Annotated in this window: 17 protein-coding genes; 13 read left to right on the top strand and 4 right to left on the bottom strand. The window is 53.6% G+C overall.

Features of this window, described 5'->3' with window-relative positions; translation table 11 throughout:
• Both K7G70_RS08935 and K7G70_RS08930 read left to right on the top strand, forming a co-directional pair.
• Complete coding sequence (locus K7G70_RS08935; protein WP_223788280.1) at positions 1-711, top strand: hypothetical protein; 711 nt, start codon at positions 1-3, stop codon at positions 709-711.
• A 345-nt stretch (positions 712-1,056) separates the two neighbouring features.
• Positions 1,057-1,422 carry a DUF1304 domain-containing protein gene (locus tag K7G70_RS08930; RefSeq protein ID WP_255589927.1) on the top strand — a complete coding sequence of 122 codons (366 nt, stop codon included), beginning with the start codon at positions 1,057-1,059 and terminating at the stop codon, positions 1,420-1,422.
• Between the two features lies 1 nt (position 1,423).
• Here the strand turns inward: K7G70_RS08930 and K7G70_RS08925 are convergent, their stop codons facing one another.
• From K7G70_RS08925 to K7G70_RS08910, 4 genes are read right to left on the bottom strand one after another with little or no spacing between them, the layout of a single operon-like run.
• Positions 1,424-2,545 (bottom strand): acyltransferase family protein, encoded by a 1,122-nt coding sequence (locus tag K7G70_RS08925; protein ID WP_223788279.1) that lies wholly within the window; start codon positions 2,543-2,545, stop codon positions 1,424-1,426.
• Positions 2,542-3,243, bottom strand: a complete 702-nt coding sequence (locus K7G70_RS08920) for a hypothetical protein (RefSeq protein ID WP_223788278.1) — start codon at positions 3,241-3,243, stop codon at positions 2,542-2,544. Before K7G70_RS08920 ends, K7G70_RS08925 begins: the two co-directional genes overlap by 4 nt.
• A complete protein-coding gene (locus K7G70_RS08915; RefSeq protein WP_223788277.1) occupies positions 3,240-4,151 on the bottom strand; it encodes an ABC transporter ATP-binding protein in 912 nt (303 codons plus the stop codon). The genes K7G70_RS08920 and K7G70_RS08915 overlap by 4 nt, the downstream gene beginning before the upstream one ends.
• Positions 4,144-4,539: a GntR family transcriptional regulator gene (locus K7G70_RS08910; RefSeq protein ID WP_223788276.1), complete on the bottom strand. Its 396-nt coding sequence runs from the start codon at positions 4,537-4,539 to the stop codon at positions 4,144-4,146. Before K7G70_RS08910 ends, K7G70_RS08915 begins: the two co-directional genes overlap by 8 nt.
• A gap of 209 nt (positions 4,540-4,748) precedes the next feature.
• Between K7G70_RS08910 and K7G70_RS08905 the strand changes: the two genes are divergently transcribed.
• The 11 genes from K7G70_RS08905 to K7G70_RS08855 all read left to right on the top strand — a co-directional run bounded on the left by K7G70_RS08905 (position 4,749) and on the right by K7G70_RS08855 (position 18,724).
• The gene (locus K7G70_RS08905; RefSeq protein WP_223788275.1) at positions 4,749-5,030 is read left to right on the top strand and encodes a hypothetical protein; all 282 of its coding nucleotides are present in this window, start codon (positions 4,749-4,751) and stop codon (positions 5,028-5,030) included.
• 174 nt (positions 5,031-5,204) lie between these two features.
• Positions 5,205-6,554 carry a bifunctional UDP-N-acetylglucosamine diphosphorylase/glucosamine-1-phosphate N-acetyltransferase GlmU gene (gene glmU / locus K7G70_RS08900; RefSeq protein ID WP_223788274.1) on the top strand — a complete coding sequence of 450 codons (1,350 nt, stop codon included), beginning with the start codon at positions 5,205-5,207 and terminating at the stop codon, positions 6,552-6,554.
• A gap of 1 nt (position 6,555) precedes the next feature.
• A complete protein-coding gene (glmS, locus tag K7G70_RS08895; protein WP_223788273.1) occupies positions 6,556-8,388 on the top strand; it encodes a glutamine--fructose-6-phosphate transaminase (isomerizing) in 1,833 nt (610 codons plus the stop codon).
• Positions 8,389-8,429: 41 nt separating this feature from the next.
• Positions 8,430-11,060: a serine/threonine-protein kinase gene (locus K7G70_RS08890; RefSeq protein ID WP_223788272.1), complete on the top strand. Its 2,631-nt coding sequence runs from the start codon at positions 8,430-8,432 to the stop codon at positions 11,058-11,060.
• Between the two features lie 79 nt (positions 11,061-11,139).
• Positions 11,140-11,502 carry a VOC family protein gene (locus K7G70_RS08885; RefSeq protein ID WP_223788271.1) on the top strand — a complete coding sequence of 121 codons (363 nt, stop codon included), beginning with the start codon at positions 11,140-11,142 and terminating at the stop codon, positions 11,500-11,502.
• Positions 11,499-13,364 (top strand): hypothetical protein, encoded by a 1,866-nt coding sequence (locus K7G70_RS08880; protein WP_223788270.1) that lies wholly within the window; start codon positions 11,499-11,501, stop codon positions 13,362-13,364. The genes K7G70_RS08885 and K7G70_RS08880 overlap by 4 nt, the downstream gene beginning before the upstream one ends.
• 4 nt (positions 13,365-13,368) lie before the next feature.
• On the top strand, positions 13,369-15,696 hold the full coding sequence (locus tag K7G70_RS08875) for a YfhO family protein (RefSeq protein ID WP_223788269.1): 2,328 nt from the start codon (positions 13,369-13,371) through the stop codon (positions 15,694-15,696).
• The gene (locus K7G70_RS08870) at positions 15,672-16,433 is read left to right on the top strand and encodes a glycosyltransferase family 2 protein (RefSeq protein ID WP_223788268.1); all 762 of its coding nucleotides are present in this window, start codon (positions 15,672-15,674) and stop codon (positions 16,431-16,433) included. The genes K7G70_RS08875 and K7G70_RS08870 overlap by 25 nt, the downstream gene beginning before the upstream one ends.
• 144 nt (positions 16,434-16,577) lie before the next feature.
• A complete protein-coding gene (locus tag K7G70_RS08865; protein ID WP_488801377.1) occupies positions 16,578-17,441 on the top strand; it encodes an SPFH domain-containing protein in 864 nt (287 codons plus the stop codon).
• A 3-nt stretch (positions 17,442-17,444) separates the two neighbouring features.
• Positions 17,445-17,627: a type II toxin-antitoxin system antitoxin gene (locus K7G70_RS08860; protein ID WP_223788266.1), complete on the top strand. Its 183-nt coding sequence runs from the start codon at positions 17,445-17,447 to the stop codon at positions 17,625-17,627.
• A gap of 134 nt (positions 17,628-17,761) precedes the next feature.
• Entirely contained in the window at positions 17,762-18,724 is a 963-nt protein-coding gene (locus K7G70_RS08855; protein WP_223788265.1) for a hypothetical protein, read from the top strand.
• The last annotated feature ends 9 nt before the right edge of the window (positions 18,725-18,733 follow it).

Raw genomic sequence — 18,733 nt, 5'->3', positions numbered from 1 at the left:
ATGAAGCCCACTGCCATCCAGGGTTTTTTTGGCTGGTCACTGACCCTGTGGTTGTTGGCCGTGGTGGGTTTTTGGCCCGGGTATTTTCAGCCGCTGTGGCAGCAAACTTTTCAATCGCCCGTGGCATTGACCCACGTTCATGCGGCGTATTGTTTTGCTTGGTTGACGTTGATGGTGCTGCAAGCCTGGCTGCAAATCAAGCATCACCGACGGTGGCATCGGCGCTTGGGGCTGTTGGGCGTGATTGTGGCTGCTGGGGTGGTGGTTACTGGGGTGTGGTTGCAAGCCCAGTTCATGCAACATTATTTGACTTTGGGTGAGACGCAACACGCCATCCAGCTGCCTTTCTTTCGCTTGGCCACTTTGTTGGTGTTTGCGGTGTGTGTGGTTTTGGCGCTGCTGATAAGTGACCGATCATGGCACCCGCGTTTGCTGCTGCTGGGCACCTTGTCTTTGATGCAGGCCGCGTTTGCCCGGTTGTACTTGCATCACTTGGGGGTGCTTGAACTGGCTGGCCTGTATGCGGCCATCACCCACCTGGTATTGATGGCTTTTTGGGTTTGGTGGGACCGGTTGCAATTGGGTCGCTTTCATGCGGTTTCGTTGTGGGGCACCGTGCTCATCACCGCGGTGATGTTTGGCACCGCACCGTTGGCCCAATCAGTATGGTGGTCGCAGTGGGCCGTTGCCTTGGCCGCTGCGCTGGGGTGATGTTGGTGTGTCTGGCTAGGGCCTGTTAACACCCACTGCAAGACCACTGTGCAGGCTGCAAAGGTCACAATCAAGGCGCGAATCGCGTGGTTTGGCCACTCCAATCGAGCGGTGAGCAACGCAGGGTGTGGCCTTTGCAGTCTGAACCCATGGGGCTGGGTCGTATTTTTCATCCCTCAGCGTTATTCAGTCGTTCATGTGGAGTGACCACACCTCACGACTGATGCCTTGATGGCTGAACAATACGATCCAGCAGTCGCCTTTCAGTGGGTGTTAACAGGCCCTAAGATTTGACAGGGGCCGAGGCATGTCTTTAAATGTATGGATTGATTGACGGAGAATGACATGACGATGGCAGCGAATGGGGTGATTGGGTTGGTGGCATTGTTGCACCTCTACTTTATGGTGCTGGAGATGTTTTTTTGGACCAAGCCTTTGGGTTTGAAGGCCTTTGGTTTGACCCAGGAGCAGGCCGATCAAAGTCAAACCTTGGCCGCCAATCAAGGTTTGTACAATGGCTTTTTGGCCGCCGGTCTGATTTGGGGTTTGTGGTTGGGAGCCGCTGGCTTTCACATCAAATTGTTCTTCTTGACCTGCGTGTTGATCGCAGGGATTTATGGCGCCGTCACCGCCAACCGCAAAATCCTCTTCGTGCAAGCTTTGCCGGCGGCGGTGGGTTTGATCTTGTTGTGGCTGTCAATCGGCGGTTGATTCACTGGCGTTTGCCATTGAGCAACCAGCCAATGGGTGACCACCTGACCAACAAGGCATAAGTCAACAGACCAATGCCCAGGGTGATCACGGTGGACAGGAAAAATTCCAACCACAGGTTCCAGGCCAGATCCAGCAGCGCAAATTGCACCACAAACAGCACCGGGATGTGGATCAGATATATCCAATAGGACGCATCGGCAAAATACCGCACCACCCGGTTGTGTTGGTTGAGCCAGCGGTGTCCGGCCACCACGCAGACCAGGGTCATGTACCAAGCGGTGAAGGACTCAGCAATGGCCATCAGCCAAGTGCCTTCTGCCGCCGGTACCCGATAAGCAAAATAAACATAACTGCCCAAACCAGCCAACAGCATCCACAGCCAATAACGGTACAAGGCTTGAATCAAGTTTTGGTGGTGGTACAACCAGGTTCCGAACAGGAAAAACACCCCATACAAACCAAAAGGCCACAGCAGGGGCTGCAGGGTTTCGGGTGCCGGGTGGGGGGCATTGACGCTGTAAAAGGCTGGAATCAACAGCAGTGGCATGATGAACACCACCACCCAGGGCCGCATCAAGTGCTGCACCCATGCGCCCATCGCCAGGCGCAAACCGCGCAACAACAACCAAGCCACATAAAACAGACACAGGTAATACAAAAACCACAGGTGTGAGGTGTTGATCGGTTGCTCGGTGTCGGCCGCCATTTGCTGGGTGATGAAGTACAAAGCCGGTGATGGTTTGCTCACATGGTCTGCAGCCCATTCAATGCCAGTGACAATTGACCACAGCACCAAGGGCAAAAAAATCACAAAAGGCAGCAACACCCGCAATGTGCGGTTGAGGAGGAACCGATTGAGCCCCCTTTTTTCCAGCAAAAAAGTGGCAAAAAACCCCGCGATCAAAAAGAACACCGGCATGCGAAACAGGTGCGAAAACCAAGCAAACACGTCGATCACTGGGGCCGATTGGTCGGCGGTCAGCCAAAAAAAATGCAACATCGGGCTGTGGGCCAAGCTGGCATGAAAGACCACGCCGGTGAGCATCGCCAGGGCCCGCAGGTTGTCCATGTAATGGTAACGGATGGCCGGGTCGGCCACGGCATCGGTGCTTGGCTTCATAAGAAATCTCGTTTGCGGCTTTGGCCGTAATAGGTCAGGCCCAAAGCCAGTAAAATGAAGGCCAATTCGGCGGCGATGATGGTCCAGGCGGTGGCATTCCACACCGGATCTGCGGCGTCCATGTGGGATTTGATCGCGGCCACGCTGGACAACCAGTACATGAACAGGGACAAGCCAATGTTGGTCAAGGACATCACCACAATGGTCCAGGTTTGCGATTCACTGATCAGCCCAACACCCAACAACAACACAAACACCGCCAACATCTCCAACAACAAAATGGTGGCATACACGGCCAGGCCGTTGGGGATTTCGGCTTGGCTGAAGATCACCCCCATCACGCCGGCCCACATGATCAGCCAAAAAGTCATGAAGCCCAATAAATTGGCACAAATTTTGGCATGCGTGTATTGGATGAAGGTGATCGGCAAACTCATGATGAAGGTCAAGGTTTGGTCATCGCGTTCGGTGGTCACGGTGTTGATCACCAGGTGGGCACTGGCCACGATGACCATCGACAACAACAGCACACTGCCGGCATAGAACGGGCCTTTGCTGTCAAATGTCAACAACCACAAGCTGATCAAACCCACCACCAGATACAAGGCCAGTGGGGCGGCATTCAGCTCCAGGTCTTTGCGAACCAAGGCTTTGATCAGACCCGGTTTGGTGGTCATGGGGTTGGTGGCGGTGTTCATGGGTTTACTCCAGCGGCTGTTTGGTTTCTTTTGTATTCCACTTCGGCGACAAAAATCTCTTCCAAGGTCATGCGAGAGACGGTGCCGATGGTGGCGCCTTGGGCGGTCAGGTGATCCAGCATGTCCGGTGCATAATCCTTGATCACCAGGTTGGCGCTGTGACCGTGTTGGATCACTTCGGTGATTTGCGGGTGGGGTGCCAGTGCCTCTTTGCTGGGCAGTTTGACCTGCACCCGCCGCCAACTTTCCAGATACGACTCTTTGTCTTTGCTGCTGACCAATTGGCCGCGATCAATGAAGGTGATCTGGTCTGACAGGTGCTCCACATCCTGGGTGTTGTGGGAGGAGAACAACACACTGCGGCTTTCATCGGCCAGCACCTGCATCATTTCATTCAGCACCTCTTTTCTGGCCACTGGATCCAAGCCGGTGGTGGGTTCATCCAGAATCAGCAGACGGGGGTGGCGGGCCAGCATCAACAACAGGCCAGACTTGACCCGTTGACCGTGTGACATGCCTTTGATTTTTTGTGCGGCAATCAAGTCGAACGACTGCAACAGTTGTTGGGCATAGGCCCCATCCCATTGTTCCGGGAACACCTTGGCCACCCAATGCATGTGCCATTGTAAGGTGGCGTTTTTATACAAACGCATGTCTTCGGAGGCAAAACCAATGTCATTTTTGGCCAACACCTGGGCATTGGGTATGCGGTGACCCAGCACCAGCACGTCACCGGCATCGGCGCCCACCAAGCCCATCATGATGCGGATCAAGGTGGATTTGCCGGCACCGTTGGGGCCAATCAGGCCCATGATGCCACCGGTCGGCAAGGCCAAGTTGATGTCCTGCAGCTGAAAATGCGGGTATTGGCGGCTCACACCGCGCAGTTGAATGGCGTACTCACTCATGATCGCCTCCTGAATGGGTTTGGGCCAACTGTTGCAGTCGCTGTAACAGGTCCTCGGTGCTGATGCCAAACGCTTTGGCGTGGGCCAAGGCGGCGGCCAAATGTTTGTCAATTTCTGAACGCATGATTTGGTCTCCCAGTGCTTCGTTTTGGGCCACAAAGGAACCGACTCCGGCCTGTGTCATCAACACCCCTTCGCGTTCCAACTCCTGGTAAGCCCGCTTGACGGTGATGACACTGACTTGGGTGGCCACAGCCAACTCTCGAATGGAAGGGACTTTGGCCCCCGGTTGCCAATCGCCAACGGCAATCAATTGTTTGATTTGCTCCATGATCTGTAAATACATGGGGCGACCATCGGTTTGTGAGAGGATCAGGTGTGGATCCATTGTGTGCCTACTGTATATAATAAATATGCACAGTATACACGCAACAACACAGCCGTCAAGTGTTTTCTGCCAATCCATGAACAAAATCAACCGATTACCATAAAAACGGAGCCTTTAGATTAATTACTCTAATTGAATGCGACACCATGAATGTGTGCAGCGAAACTCGGGGACCGCTGTGCAGATTGATTAACCCAAGAGGAGTGAACATGAAACAGACCCTAATGATGTTGTTGATGTTGGCGGTGTTGCTACCAGCCGCAGCTCAGGATTACCCCGAAAGCAATTTGTTTGCCATGAATCAGACCCTGAACTTTGATTCTTTGGAACAGTTAACGGCCTACATCAAGGACCACAAACCCAGCACCTACCGCTACTATGAGCGGTTGAACACCCAAGCCAAAAAACGCGTGTTGAACCAACATCAGGCCGATCAACAATTGGATCTGACCGAAGTGGTGCTGCAAGAATACCGCCAGCGACCGCGGTAAAATCCAGCCGCTAAGCAGCGGGCATCAACCCAGAAAAACCCCGGTGCCTGGCATCGGGGTTTTGGCTTCAGGGTCAGATGAATTATAATGACTGCTTTTGCAGCATGAGGCGCTGGCCTTGATCATCAACAGACACCCAAGCCATACCCAAACCAAGACCCAACGGAGCCCCGCATGAGTCGCCCTTTGCATGTGGTGATCCTGGCGGCGGGGGCCGGCACGCGGATGCATTCACAAAAGCTCAAAGTGTTGCATGAAGTGGCAGGGCGGGCCATGATTGATCATGTGCTGGATTTGGCCCAGGCATTGGAGCCGGCCCAAATCACCGTGGTCTTCGGGCACCAGGCCGAACAATTGATTCAACACGGCCAGGATTGGCCGGTGAATTGGGCCGAACAAAAAGAACAACTGGGTACCGGCCATGCGGTCCAACAAGCCGCGACTTTTTTTCAAGACGATGAGGACGTGTTGGTGTTGTATGGCGATGCCCCCCTGGTGCAAGTGGCTGATTTGTTGCCTTGGCGGGACCAGCAGTTTGTCTTGACTGCGGTGTTGGCCGATGCCACGGGTTACGGCCGCATCATCCGTGAAGGCGAGCACATCGCCGCCATCGTCGAACACAAGGATGCCAATGAATCGGTGCTGGCCATTCAGGAAGTCAATTCAGGCATCATCCAGGCGCCAGCCAAAGCACTCAAACACTGGCTGGGCCAGTTGTCCAACGACAACCAGCAACATGAATATTACCTGACCGATGTGATCGGTTTGGCCGCGGCCGAAGGCCAGCCGTTTCAAGCCGCGGTGGTGGTTGATGCCGAAGTCGTGAAGGGGGCCAATGACATGGCCCAACTGGCCGAACTGGAAGACCTGTTACAACAGCGAATTCGTCAACAACTGATGCATCAAGGCGTGCGCTTGCTGCGTCCTGAATCCGTGGATGTGCGGGGCACCGTATATTGTGGGGCCGATGTGATGATCGACAAAGGGGTGTTGCTTGAGGGCGACTGTGAGTTTGGTGAAGACGTGCACATCGGTGCGCATTGTGTGATCAAAGATTCGCGTTTGGCCGCCGGCACGGTGGTGGCACCCCATTCCATGCTGGACGGGGTGGTGACCACCGGACCGTGTCACATTGGACCGTATGCACGTTTGCGCCCTGGGACGGAGTTGTCCGCAGGTTGTAAAGTGGGCAATTTTGTGGAAACCAAAAAGACCCACATGGGTCGAAACAGCAAAGCCAGTCACCTGACATACTTGGGTGATGCCGAGATTGGTGCGGCGGTGAACATCGGGGCCGGCACCATCACGTGTAATTACGATGGGGTGAATAAATTCACCACCACCATCAAAGACGGGGCGTTCATTGGCTCAGACACCCAGTTGGTGGCGCCGGTGACGGTGGGCAAAAATGCCACCATCGGGGCCGGATCAACCATCACCAAAGACACCCCCGATGACCAATTGACTTTGTCCAGAAGCCGCCAGAAATCGGTCGAGGGCTGGACCAAACCGGAACAGAAATAACATGTGTGGAATCGTTGCAGTCAGTGCCAACAGGAATGTGGTTGAGGTCATCGTCAATGGCCTGCAGACCCTAGAGTATCGGGGCTATGATTCGGCCGGTATTGCCATCATTGAGGGCGATCACATCGCCATCCGCAAACAAGCCGGCAAACTGAGCCAACTGAAACAAGAGCTGGCCGCCCATCCGGTGGCCGGACATGTGGGTATCGGTCACACCCGCTGGGCGACCCACGGTGAACCGACATCGGCCAACGCCCACCCGCATGATTCGAACAACGCGATTGCCGTGGTGCACAATGGCATCATTGAAAATTACCGGCCCTTGCGGGAACAACTGATCGCTGCCGGCTATGCCTTCAAGTCGGCCACCGACACCGAAACTTTGGTCCACTTGATCCACCATTACCAAGCCCAAGGCATGGGTTTTTCGGCCGCCAGTCATCAGGCCATTGGCCAATTGGAAGGGGCTTATGCGGTGGCCATCACCTGCATGTCCGATCCCAACCGCATCATCGCCGCCCGCAAAGGCAGCCCCTTGGTGGTGGGTTTGGGCGACGGGGAAAACTTCGTCGCTTCCGATGTCCAGGCCTTGATCAATGAAACCAACCAATTTCATTACCTGGAAGACGGTGATGTGGTGGAGATCACCCAGGATTCCTGTCACATATTCGATGCCGCAGGGCAGCCGGTCGAACGGGAATTGAAAACCGTCACTTTGTCATCAGAAGCATTGACCAAAGACGGCTATGCCCACTACATGCTGAAAGAGATTCACGAACAACCCACGGCCGTGGCCAACACCATTGCCGAGCGCTTGTACAACGGCCGGATTTCACCGTATTTCATCAACGAAGCGGCCACCGCCATTCTGCAGCAGGTGGACAACATCCACATCATCGCTTGCGGCACCTCCTACCATGCCGGATTGGTGGCGCGTTATTGGCTGGAAGCCATCACCCAAATCCCGACCCAGGTGGAGATTGCCAGTGAATACCGTTACCGCAAACCGGTGGTGCCGCAGAACACCTTGTTCCTGACCATCTCACAATCCGGTGAAACGGCCGATTCGCTGGCCGCCTTGCGCTTTGCCAAGACCGCCAATTACCTGTCCACTTTTGCCGTGTGCAACGTCGCCAATTCGAGTTTGGACCGGGAAACCGAACATTGCATCTTGACCCACGCCGGCCCCGAGATTGGTGTGGCCTCGACCAAAGCCCTGACCACCCAGTTGACGGTGTTGGCCTTGTTGACCTTGAAATTGGCAGAAATCAAACAGGTCGATGAGGCGGTGCGCAAAAACCTGGCCGAACAGTTGATCACCTTGCCGGGCATCATCAACCAATCGCTGCTGTTGGACGACCAAATCAAAGTCATGGCCGAAAAAATCGTGCAACGCGACAACGCCTTGTTCTTGGGTCGTGGGGTGCACTACCCGATTGCTTTGGAAGGGGCCTTGAAATTGAAGGAAATTTCCTACATCCATGCCGAAGGGTATCCAGCGGGCGAGTTGAAACACGGCCCCTTGGCCTTGGTTGATGAAAAAATGCCGGTGATCGCGGTGTGTCCCAATGACGAACTGCTGGAAAAACTGGAGTCCAACATCGAAGAGGTGCGGGCCCGAGGTGGCGAACTGTTTGCCTTTGTTGATCACAAAAGTCAGCATGGCTTAAAAGACCGGGTCAACCATCTGATCGAACTGGAAGCCAGCGGCAGCTTCACCTCGCCCATCGTCTTCAATGTGCCCCTGCAGCTGTTGTCCTACCACGTGGCGGTGCTGCGTGGGACCGACGTCGACCAACCCAGAAACCTGGCCAAATCCGTTACCGTGGAGTGAAGCCAACCATCACCTGAACAACACGCCAAAAGAAGTCAATCATGGATCAGCATGCAATCAGCCAAGACCAATGGCAACAAATCAAAGCCTGGGTCATTGAACTGCTGGAAGTGGCACCGGCGCAGATCGATCACCGCATCGAGACGTTGACCCAAGACCCCATTCTGCAACAGGCCTTGCGCGAGTTGATGGCAGCCAACCAGTCCATCTCAGGGCTGACCCTGACCCCTGAACAATCGGCCATGGCGGTGGTGGCTGAACGTGACCAACTACAAGCCGGGGACATGTTTTCCAAATTCAAAATCCAGCGCTTGTTGGGCAGTGGTGGTATGGGTGAGGTGTATTTGGCAGAACGCCAAGACCAAGTGACCCAAATGGTGGCACTGAAGGTCTTGTCGCGACAAAGCATGAACCCGCAAACCTTGAACCGATTTGAAACCGAACGCCAAATCCTGGCGGGCTTGGAACACCCCAACATCGCCCGTTTGATCGACGCCGGTATCGAGGGTGGGGTGCCGTTTTATGCCATGGAATACATCGATGGCGTGGCCTTGGATGTGCATTGTGCGGAACACAATTTGGACCTACAACAACGGCTGAATTTGTTTTTACAAGTTTGTGAGGCGGTGGGCCATGCGCACAAAAACCTGGTGGTGCACCGCGATTTGAAACCGTCGAACATCATGGTCAATGACGATGGCGATGCCAAGTTGCTTGATTTTGGCATCGCCAAACCGTTGAAAGTATTACCAGGCACCCAGGATGTGTGGCAAACCATCGAGGGCTTGACCGCCTTGACCCCGCAGTATTCAGCCCCAGAGCAAATCAATGGCGAACCGATCACCGTGGCCTGCGATGTCTATTTGTTGGGTCTGTTGTTGTACAAACTGGTCACCGGCGAAGACGCGTTTGACTTGGCCGACAAAACCTGGGGTGAGATTGAATCGATCATCAATCAGCGCCTGCCGATCAACCCCAGTCGCCGGTTGCAACAATTGGCTGAGCGGCCAGCTGCGATCAAGCCCAGCCAAGTCAGCAGTGACCTGGATGCGATCATTTTTCATGCCCTGAAAAAAGCCCCCAGCGAACGCTACCAATCGGTGGCCGAGATGGCCGAGGACGTGCACCGCTTGTTGCGCCATCAGCCATTGCAAATCAAGAAAGATCAGGTGCTCTACCGATTCAAAAAACACCTGCGCCGTCATTGGTTCCCAATCACCGCCATGACCACCTTGGTGCTGGTGTTGGTGGCCTCGGCGCTGATGTTCCGACAGCAATCGGTTTTGATCGCGCAAGAGCGTGACAAAGCTTTGGTTGAAAAACAAACCGCCGAAGCGGTGACTGACTTTTTGGTACAGACTTTTGAATCAGCCGATCCAGAGCAAGCCAAAGGCAAGGCATTATCGGCAGGTGAAATCCTCAAAATGGCGGAATATCAATTGCAAGAGAGCCTGTTGGGTGATGAGGTCATCAATAAATTGAAAACGGTGATTGCTCAAGTCTATTTCAATTTGGGTGAAGTGACCAAAGCCAAGGCGATTTTACAAGGTATTGATGAGCTGCTGGGGCCTGAAACGGAGTTCAAAAAAATGCTTTTGGAAGCCGACATTTTGATTGATGACCGAGGTCGGGATGCACGCCAAACTGTGGCTGATATGATGCAAGAGGCGCTCACAAATAACGATCATTATTCTGAAATCGAATTGCTTGAGATCAAATACCGCTTGGCTCATGTCTTAAAATCTTTAGAACTGTTTGAAGAAGTCGATACCATCATCAACGATTTGTTAGTCATGGCAGAGTTACAACATGGAGAAGGGACAGTAGAATATGCCAGCTGGCTACAAAAAATTTCCACATTGTTTTATCATTTTGATCATTCAGAAAAGAAGATGGCGATGCTCAACGAAGCCGTTGAAATACAAGAACAGATACTCGGACACAACCACCTTACTGTTGGGCACACCAAATACCAAATGGCATATCTTTCTGCCTTCCATATGTACGATGCAGAAAATGCCCTTAAATTTGCTTTGCTAGCAGAAGGGATATATCGACAAGTATATGGAGAGTATTTTCCAAAGCGGGTGCAATTGGAAAACTTGCTGGCAGCTGCCTACACAGGATTACAGCAGCATGAAACAGCAGTTGAACACTATATCATGGGCATCGAACTGGAAAAAAATCACTACACCAACAACCCCAAAAAAATCGCTATATTGGAATACAACTTGGCTAACTCATATTTGGATAATTTGCAAGATGCAACCAAGGCCTTGGTGTATTACGACAGGGTGATCCCTCACATCAAAAAAACCCGTGGAGCGGACAGCCGTCAATTTCATTTTATGCGCATGAATTACACCCGAGCGCTGGTTATGGATGGACAATTTGACAAGGCAGAATCGGCATTGAGTGAAACCATCACTTATTTTGAAGAAAAGATCAAAAACAAAGAATCTAAAACTAATTACACCATGGCCCGAGCATTGGCCAACATGGGCTTGTCGAAAATGTTGCAAAACCAATGGTGTGAGGCAAAAACTTATTTGAATCAATCATTGCCCTATTTTGATACCGTTGAAGAAGACAACACTGCGTATCAACAAGCAAAAACGAACTTGGCCAAAACCGAAGAGCAACTCGCAAAGGGCTTAGATTGCGGCGAATAATTTGACTTGAGCTGATGATGTTTGTCATACTGACTTGGCTTTTTGGACAAATGACTCACCATGGAGCTGACGACAAACCATGAACCTACAATCCCTGAAATTACAAATCAAAACCCCGTTGTATGACAAGACCGTGCTGTATTTTCAGAAGGTGTTGCAGGCCGAAGTGGTGGACACTTGGCAGAATGGTGAGGTGCATGGCACCATTTTGGGTTTTCGGACTTTGCAGCAGCGGGTGTTTTTGGAGGTGTTTCAGTGCAAAGAAATTCATGACTATTCGGCCTTCAGCATCCAGTTTGCGGTGCCATCCTTGGCCGATTACATGCTGCAATTACCGGCAGAGTACCTGACCGGCCGGCCCATCAAACGCGACTGGGGCTCGACCTATTTGCATTTGCGTGACCCCAACGGCGCGCGGGTCACCATCTACCAACAGGGATGACCGCAGACCAGTCACGACGACCATGGGCTGACTGGTTGCCGCTGGCCATGGTGGTGCTGGTGACCTTGGTGTTTGCCTTCAGCTACAGCCAGTCGGTGGTGTTGATGGACACCGCCAGGGACCTGTACAAAGCCACCGACATCGCCCGTTGGCAAGCCTTTCCCAGCCTGGGACCTGACATTGGCGGATTTTTTCACACCGGCCCCATTTGGTTTTATTTCTTGGCTTTGCCCAGCCTGACCGGTTCTTTGCTGGTGGTGGCCTGGTGGGTGGGTTTGGCCGCCGGTTTGAAATATTATCTGGCTTATCGCTTGGGCAGCGAATTGATTGATCGTCGTTTGGGTTTGTTGTGGGCCATGCTGCTGTTGTTGCCTGGCTGGCAAGTGATCAATCAGGTGTTCATCAGTCATTTCAACCTGTTGGAAACATTGACCTTGTTGTGGTTGCTGTTGCTGTTACGCTTTGTGCAATCCGGACGTTTGTCACATTGGTATTGCGCCGCCTTGGTGGCGGGCCTTGGCTTCCATGCCCACCCCAGTTTTTTGGTGTTGATGGTGTTTGGTGGGCCAGTGATTTGGTATCGACACGCGGCTTTGACCTGGCGGGCCTACTGGGTCGCCGGTTTATTGTTTCTGTTGCCGTTGTTGCCTTACTTGGTGGATCAGCTGCTGCATCAATTTCCTGACTGGCAACGACTGAGCCAACGTGAAGCGACCGCCGATCAGCTCAAGGCCACCGGCGGGGCCATTGAACAACCAGCCTGGTGGCAGCGGCTGTGGTTGACCGTGTATTCACTGCTGGTCACCGGTCCACAGCGAATTGTGCAGTTTGTGGTGGTGCACAAACCGGGGCTGGGCCAATGGATGACTGGCTTGTATGGGTTGGTGGTCCTGGGCCTATTGATGGGCTTGTGGCGCTTGTATTTCAAGCCCACCCACCGCCGCTGGTTCGGTGGCTTGTTGGTCGGTTTGCTGCTGGGTGTGGTGCTGGTGACCAGCTTGCGCTCGTTCACCCCGTTTTATATGTTGTTGACCCTGACGCCATTGTTGGCTGGCCTGATGGCCTTGAGCTTGCACGCGCTGGTGGCGGCCTATCGACCGTTGTTGGGGGTGTTCACCGTGGCTTTGTTGCTGCTCGGTATCGGGCCGATGGTGGCGTTTCATCAAGCCAGCACAAACCAGCAGATCAACCTCGGCTCGGTGATGAATGTCATTGAGCAACCGGCACCCGATTGGTGGCAAAGTCACAACACCTTGGATGCCATCACCCTGCAAGATTCCCATGATTTGTCGACCCTGTTTTGTGGACAAAATTCGGTGGTCAATGGACCCTATGCCGCGGTGTTGGAAATGACCGGTGGCGCCTTGGTGCATTTTTTCTGCCCCCAACAGCAATTGCAATTGGGCGGGGTGAAAAAGGATCATGACCAAGCCGTGTTCATCATGCACAAGTCTTTCTGGGACCGCTTGTCGCGCGGGCCGGAGCAATGGGTGACCCCTTCATGGGGGCTGACCACGGGTCATCAAAACCATGCACCACAAACGGCGGTGACACTGGTGCCATTCGATGACTATGTGCACCCGCCAAGGACCAACATGGCGGCCGGTGAAGTGACCGCCGAGACCCAAACGATTGCCACCACCAATGCCCCTTATTTGGTGATTTCACATTTGATGCCAACCCAGATGCGCTTTGCGGTTGATGCCGTAAAAGCCAATGGCCAGGTGCAAAAACCGGTGGTGCAAAACGCCGTCAATCGGGTGTATCATTGTGCCGACTGTGGCGCGGGGCCCGTGAGTTGGCAGGTGGATTACCGCGCCAATGACCCCACCGCCATTGATTTCAACACCTTGCCGCAATGATGCCATGACAGAACCTGCCAAACACCGACTGACCGCAACCCAACAATGGCTGTTGGTGATGTTGCTGTATGCCGTGTTGGTGACCTTGTTTTGTTATCCGCTGTTGCAAGGCAAAATCATCACCCAGACCGACTTCCTGCATTTTGTCAGTCCTTGGGATGCGGTGAAACCGGCGCACTTGGCGGCCCCGGGCAACCCTTTTTTACAGGACCAAAGCACGGAATTTTGGCCGTTTTTCATGGAGGCCAAAAGGCAATTTGCGGCAGGGACTTTTCCCTTGTGGAACCCCTATATTTTTGCCGGCAACCCACTGTGGGCCAACACCCAATCGGCTTTGTTGTATCCACTGAACGGCTTCCATTACCTGTTTGATGGGCCTTGGGGCTTCACCATCAGCAGTTGGTTGAAGCTGTTCATGGGTGGCATGTTCATGCACCTGTTTTTGCGGCGGTTGGGACTGTCGCACGGGGCCTGTTTGTTGGGGGGCGTGGCTTTTGGATTTTGTACCTTCACGGTGTTCTGGCTCAACCACCCCCACACCAATGTCACCCCATTGATCCCCTTGAGTTTTTACCTGGTGGAGCGCTTGTTGTCGCAACCGGATCGCCAGCGCATGGCTTGGTATGCGCTGTTGGTGGCACTGACTTTGTTGGCCGGTCACGTTGAAATCGCCTTTCTGACTGCCCTGGGCTGTGGTTTGTATTATGTGTTGCGCTTGTGGCAGTTGGGTCAAATCAGTTGGCTGGCTTTGTGGCGTTTTCTGGCAGTGCATTTGTGGGCCCTGTTGTTGGCGGCGATTTTGATCGTGCCGTTCATAGAATTTTTGTTTCACACAGCGATCTGGACCGAGCGCGGCGATGCGGTGCAATTCAGCATCCCGACCGCAGGCTTGTTCAACCTCATCCACGGCGACTTTTTTCGCGCGGCCGGTTGGGATCCCGGTGGCATCGGCTTCCATGCCTTCAGCGCTTATGTTGGTTTGGTGGCTGTGCCTTTGTTGCTTTTTGCGGTGCTGCACAGTATCAAAACCACTTGGCCCTGGCTGTTGCTTGGCGGTTTGTCCTTGGCCATTGCCTTCACCGTACAACCCTTCAATGGCCTGATCAAAAGCCTGCCTTTGTTCAACCATTTGCCGCTGTTTTATTTCAATATTTTGGCGGTGTTTGCCACCTGTGTGTTGGCGGCGGTGGGTCTGCATCACGTGTTGACTCAGCAAGACCCCAAACACCGGCGACTGTTGATGTGGATCGCTGTGCTGTTGGCGCTGATCTGGTTGGCTGTGTGGTGGTTGTGGACGCCCGGAGATTTGGCCCGCTACGCCCAGGACACCAGTGCCATGTTGGCCGCGGCCAAGACTTATTTGCCGTGGGTGGCTTTGGTGTGGTTGTTGGTGTGCTTGTGGTTGTGGTTGACCCCATGGCTGCCGCGATGGTTGTTGGCCGGGGTATTGGTGGCGGTGCTGTATGCCGATGTTTGGCGACTGGGCAGCGATTGGAACCCGGCCATCGAGCCGGCCCTTGCGATGCCGGTGGCAACCCCTGGTTCGTTGGCCTTCTTGCAACAGCAAACCGAGCCGTTCCGCACAGTCGGGTATCACGGCATCTTGCGGCCCAGCACCAACATGTTGGCACAACTTCGCGATGTGCGCGGTTATGACGTGCCAGTGATCGATCGTTACCACCATTTCTTCAACCGAGCACTGCGGGGCCAAGATGCCTTTTGGGTCTACAACTTGCCACACTATGACGCCGAGATCTTGCCATATTTGAACCTCATGAACGCCCGCTATTTGCTGGCCAAAAGACCCTTGAGCCCATTGGTTGATGGCCTGGAGCTGGTCTATGAAGGCGAAATCCTGATTTATGAGAACCAGCAGGCCATGGGTCACGCGCGCCTGTTCCAGCAGGCTGAATACGTGGGCTCGGCGGCCGCTGCCTTGGATCGGGTGATCGAATTGGCGGCGGCTTTGCGCGAGGTGGTGGTGATTGAAGCAGAGGCCCAAGAGCATGGCTTGCCTGCCTTGGTTGAGGCCGCCGAGCCGGCCGCAATCGAGCACTTGACCACCACCGCCAACCGCCTGGCCATGCAAGTCCAAACCAGCCAAGCTGGCTGGCTGGTGTTGTCACAAAGCCATTACCCGGGATGGGTCGCGACCATCAATGGTGAAGAAACTGAGATATTTGCTGCCAATTCTTTGTTGCAAGCCATTAAAATACCGCCTGGAGACCACCGCATTGAATTCAGTTACCATCCCTTGAGTTTCACCCTGGGCTGGTTGCTCAGTTTGCTCACATTATTGGCAACCGTATGGACAATCAGACACAAAAAGTAGTCATCATCATGCCGGCTTACAACGCCGAAAAGACCCTGGAAGAGACCTTGGCGTCGATCCCTGCTGGTTGTTATGATGAGTTGATTCTGGTCGATGATTGTTCTCAGGATGGCACGGTGGCGCTGGCCAAATCGTTGGGCATCAGTGTGTTTGAACACGAAAGCAACAAGGGCTATGGTGGCAACCAAAAGCTCTGCTATCAGGAAGCATTGCGGGCGGGTGCCGACATCATTGTGATGTTGCATCCGGACAACCAATACGATGCCAGCTTGATTCCATTTTTCACCGGTTTCATTGATCACGGGGTCTGCGACTTCATGTTGGGTGCTCGAATCCGCACGCGGCAAGAGGCGCTGCGCGGCGGCATGCCTTTTTATAAATATTTCAGCAACCGCATGCTGACCTTGATGATGAATGTGATCTTGGGCCAAAACCTGGCCGAGGGCCACTCTGGGTTCCGGGTTTATCACCGCCGGGTGTTGGAAAAAATCCCGTTTGAAAACAATTCTGATGATTTTTCCTTTGATGCCGAGTTGATCACCCAAGCGGTGTACCACGGCTTCAAGCTGGGTGATGCCCCCATGCCGGTGCGCTATTTTGCTGAAGCGTCCAGCATCAGTTTCAAAGACAGCAGCATCTACGGCTTGAAAATTCTCAAAACCTTGGGCAAATACCTGATGACCAAATGGCGCATCAAGCAATCCAAGCTATTTGCCGACCGCGTCGACAGCGACTGAGCGTCCCACCTGAGTGGCCGGCAGCGGCCAAATTCCCCACTGCACCATCCCATCATTGTGTCAGCTGTGACTTCCAGCACTGTTGGACCTGACAAAATTGATACATAATGATATCATTGTGATATCAAACGGAGAAAATGTATGATCAATGAGAAAAAAATCAAAGCAATGAATGGCATCCCCATGTTGTTGCTGTTTTTGGCCCTGTTGGTGGCCAATGTGTTTATGCTGGTGCATGCCGGACAAAACCAAATCACCTGGATGTTGGTGGTGGGGATCATTGCCATCCCGGTGATCATTGTGTTGTTGGTGGGCTTGTTCATGGTCAACCCCAATGAGTCCAAAGTGTTGCAGCTGTTTGGCGAATATGTGGGCACGGTCAATGCCCCGGGTTTGCGCTGGGCCAATCCTTTTTACGGCAAGAAGGCGGTCTCGCTGCGGGTGCGCAACTTTGAAAGTGGCAAACTGAAAGTCAACGACAGCGCCGGTAATCCCATTGAGATCGCCACGGTGGTGGTGTGGAAAGTGGTGGACACGGCTGAAGCCATTTTTGAAGTGGATGACTACGAGTCTTTTGTGCACATCCAAACCGAAGCGGCGCTGCGGAACCTGGCCACTGCACACCCTTATGAGTCGCACAACGATGAGAAGATCACCCTGCGTTCAGATCCCCAGGAAATTGCCAACTTGCTGCAAAAGGAAGTGCAGGATCGCTTGAACAAAGCCGGGGTGCAGGTGATCGAAGCCAGGATTTCGCATTTGGCTTACGCCCAGGAAATTGCCGCGGCGATGTTGAAACGCCAACAAGCCCAAGCGATTGTGGCGGCCAGGACCCAGATTGTTGAGGGGGCTGTGGGCATGGTTGAGATTGCCTTGGAGCAATTGAGTGCCAAGTCCATCATTGAACTGGACGATGAGCGCAAAGCCGCTATGGTCAGCAACCTATTGGTGGTGCTGTGTGGAGAAGAGAATGCGCAGCCAGTGGTGAACTCAGGCAGCTTGTATTGAGCCATGGCCAAAAAGAAGTCTTTCCCATTGCGCGTCAATGAAGACATTTTATCGGCAGTCCAGCAATGGGCTGCCGATGATTTGCGCAGTGTCAATGCCCAAATGGAGTTCCTCTTACGCGAAGCCCTGTGGCGCTCAGGCCGCCTCAAAAAAAACCCGGCCAAAGCACCCGCAAACAAGGACTGAAGCCCAATCAGCCGGGTTTTTAGAAATTTTTGTTGAGTCTCCCGCCCTTCTCAAGTATAAAAGGGCATCCCTTATCCTCTGAAGCGTTGAACAACACCCAATCGAACAGTCGATGCCATCTGCTGCTGGTCTGCTTGACCTTGAGCTTGTGGTTGGGTGTGGCCTGGTCCCGACCCACGGTGGGACCACCCAGCATCAAACTGAAATCCACCATTTCCAACATCGCCGTGCTGCAATTGGTCACAGTCGATGACCAAGGTCAACTGCATTTCAAACGCATCCAAGACCTGCACAATGAAGCAGCGGCAGCAGTCAAAATCATGGCGTCGCCTGAGTTGGCCCAAGCCCTGCAAAGCCAGCAAAATTATGTGGTCGGCTACATGGCCTGGCAAACCGACCGTTTCAGCAAAGAGGTCAGACCCAGACCCGGTGGGCCGGTGTTGATGAATTTACCCGGTGCTGAACCGGCATTGTGGGCCAGCAATCCCCAGCTGGAAGCGCTGCTGGCCATGCCAGAGGCGCAGTCTTTGGCCAGCGGACCTGAAGTGCTCGAGCTCATCCAGGCTGGCTTGTCCAGCGATGACCCTCAGGCCAAACATTTTTTTGTGGTGGAGCTGGTCACCCGCCGCGCCCACTTCGAACAAGCAGCGGTGCAACAACAACTCAAAGCTTTGATCACCGATCCGAACACCCAATGGTCCAGCAAACAATTCATCCTGGCCTTTGGCGGTTTGAATGAGCAACAATTGCGCAGCGATTGGTTTTGTCGGATGGCCAGTGACACCCTGAATCTGGCCAGCACGCAAGTCGATCAACAGGGGCAAGACGCCAGCTACTTGAGCCAGTTGCTGGATCACCTCAAGCATTGTGCCACCGAGGCGTTTCCAGTGAATCTCGCGCGATGGGTCACTGGCACCCACACCGGTCTGGCCGAGGCGGCCATCGGCGCCCTGCGCGAACAAGATTTGGACCAAGCCATCGACGCCGTTGAAGCGGGCTTGACCCAGGGCCTTTTGGGGGCCCACAATCGGCAAGTGCTGAACAACTACCTGAAGCGTTTGTACCAAGAACAGCGGTCCAAACAAAAGACACAATAAATCACCAAA

The sequence above is a fragment of the Marinicella meishanensis genome, assembly GCF_019931145.1.
In the GTDB taxonomy this organism is placed as follows: Bacteria; Pseudomonadota; Gammaproteobacteria; order Xanthomonadales; family Marinicellaceae; genus Marinicella; species Marinicella meishanensis.
The sequence above is the reverse complement of the archived record's forward strand: the minus strand, read 5'-3'. Positions and strand labels throughout refer to the sequence as shown.

Coding starts and splice junctions, on each gene's coding strand:
- K7G70_RS08915 (WP_223788277.1), bottom strand. CDS start 4,151: ATGAGTGAGTACGCCATTCAACTGCGCGGTGTGAGCCGCCAATACCCG.
- K7G70_RS08875 (WP_223788269.1), top strand. CDS start 13,369: ATGACAGAACCTGCCAAACACCGACTGACCGCAACCCAACAATGGCTG.
- K7G70_RS08890 (WP_223788272.1), top strand. CDS start 8,430: ATGGATCAGCATGCAATCAGCCAAGACCAATGGCAACAAATCAAAGCC.
- K7G70_RS08880 (WP_223788270.1), top strand. CDS start 11,499: ATGACCGCAGACCAGTCACGACGACCATGGGCTGACTGGTTGCCGCTG.
- K7G70_RS08935 (WP_223788280.1), top strand. CDS start 1: ATGAAGCCCACTGCCATCCAGGGTTTTTTTGGCTGGTCACTGACCCTG.
- glmS (WP_223788273.1), top strand. CDS start 6,556: ATGTGTGGAATCGTTGCAGTCAGTGCCAACAGGAATGTGGTTGAGGTC.
- K7G70_RS08930 (WP_255589927.1), top strand. CDS start 1,057: ATGACGATGGCAGCGAATGGGGTGATTGGGTTGGTGGCATTGTTGCAC.
- K7G70_RS08920 (WP_223788278.1), bottom strand. CDS start 3,243: ATGAACACCGCCACCAACCCCATGACCACCAAACCGGGTCTGATCAAA.
- K7G70_RS08925 (WP_223788279.1), bottom strand. CDS start 2,545: ATGAAGCCAAGCACCGATGCCGTGGCCGACCCGGCCATCCGTTACCAT.
- K7G70_RS08885 (WP_223788271.1), top strand. CDS start 11,140: ATGAACCTACAATCCCTGAAATTACAAATCAAAACCCCGTTGTATGAC.
- glmU (WP_223788274.1), top strand. CDS start 5,205: ATGAGTCGCCCTTTGCATGTGGTGATCCTGGCGGCGGGGGCCGGCACG.
- K7G70_RS08910 (WP_223788276.1), bottom strand. CDS start 4,539: ATGGATCCACACCTGATCCTCTCACAAACCGATGGTCGCCCCATGTAT.
- K7G70_RS08860 (WP_223788266.1), top strand. CDS start 17,445: ATGGCCAAAAAGAAGTCTTTCCCATTGCGCGTCAATGAAGACATTTTA.
- K7G70_RS08870 (WP_223788268.1), top strand. CDS start 15,672: ATGGACAATCAGACACAAAAAGTAGTCATCATCATGCCGGCTTACAAC.
- K7G70_RS08905 (WP_223788275.1), top strand. CDS start 4,749: ATGAAACAGACCCTAATGATGTTGTTGATGTTGGCGGTGTTGCTACCA.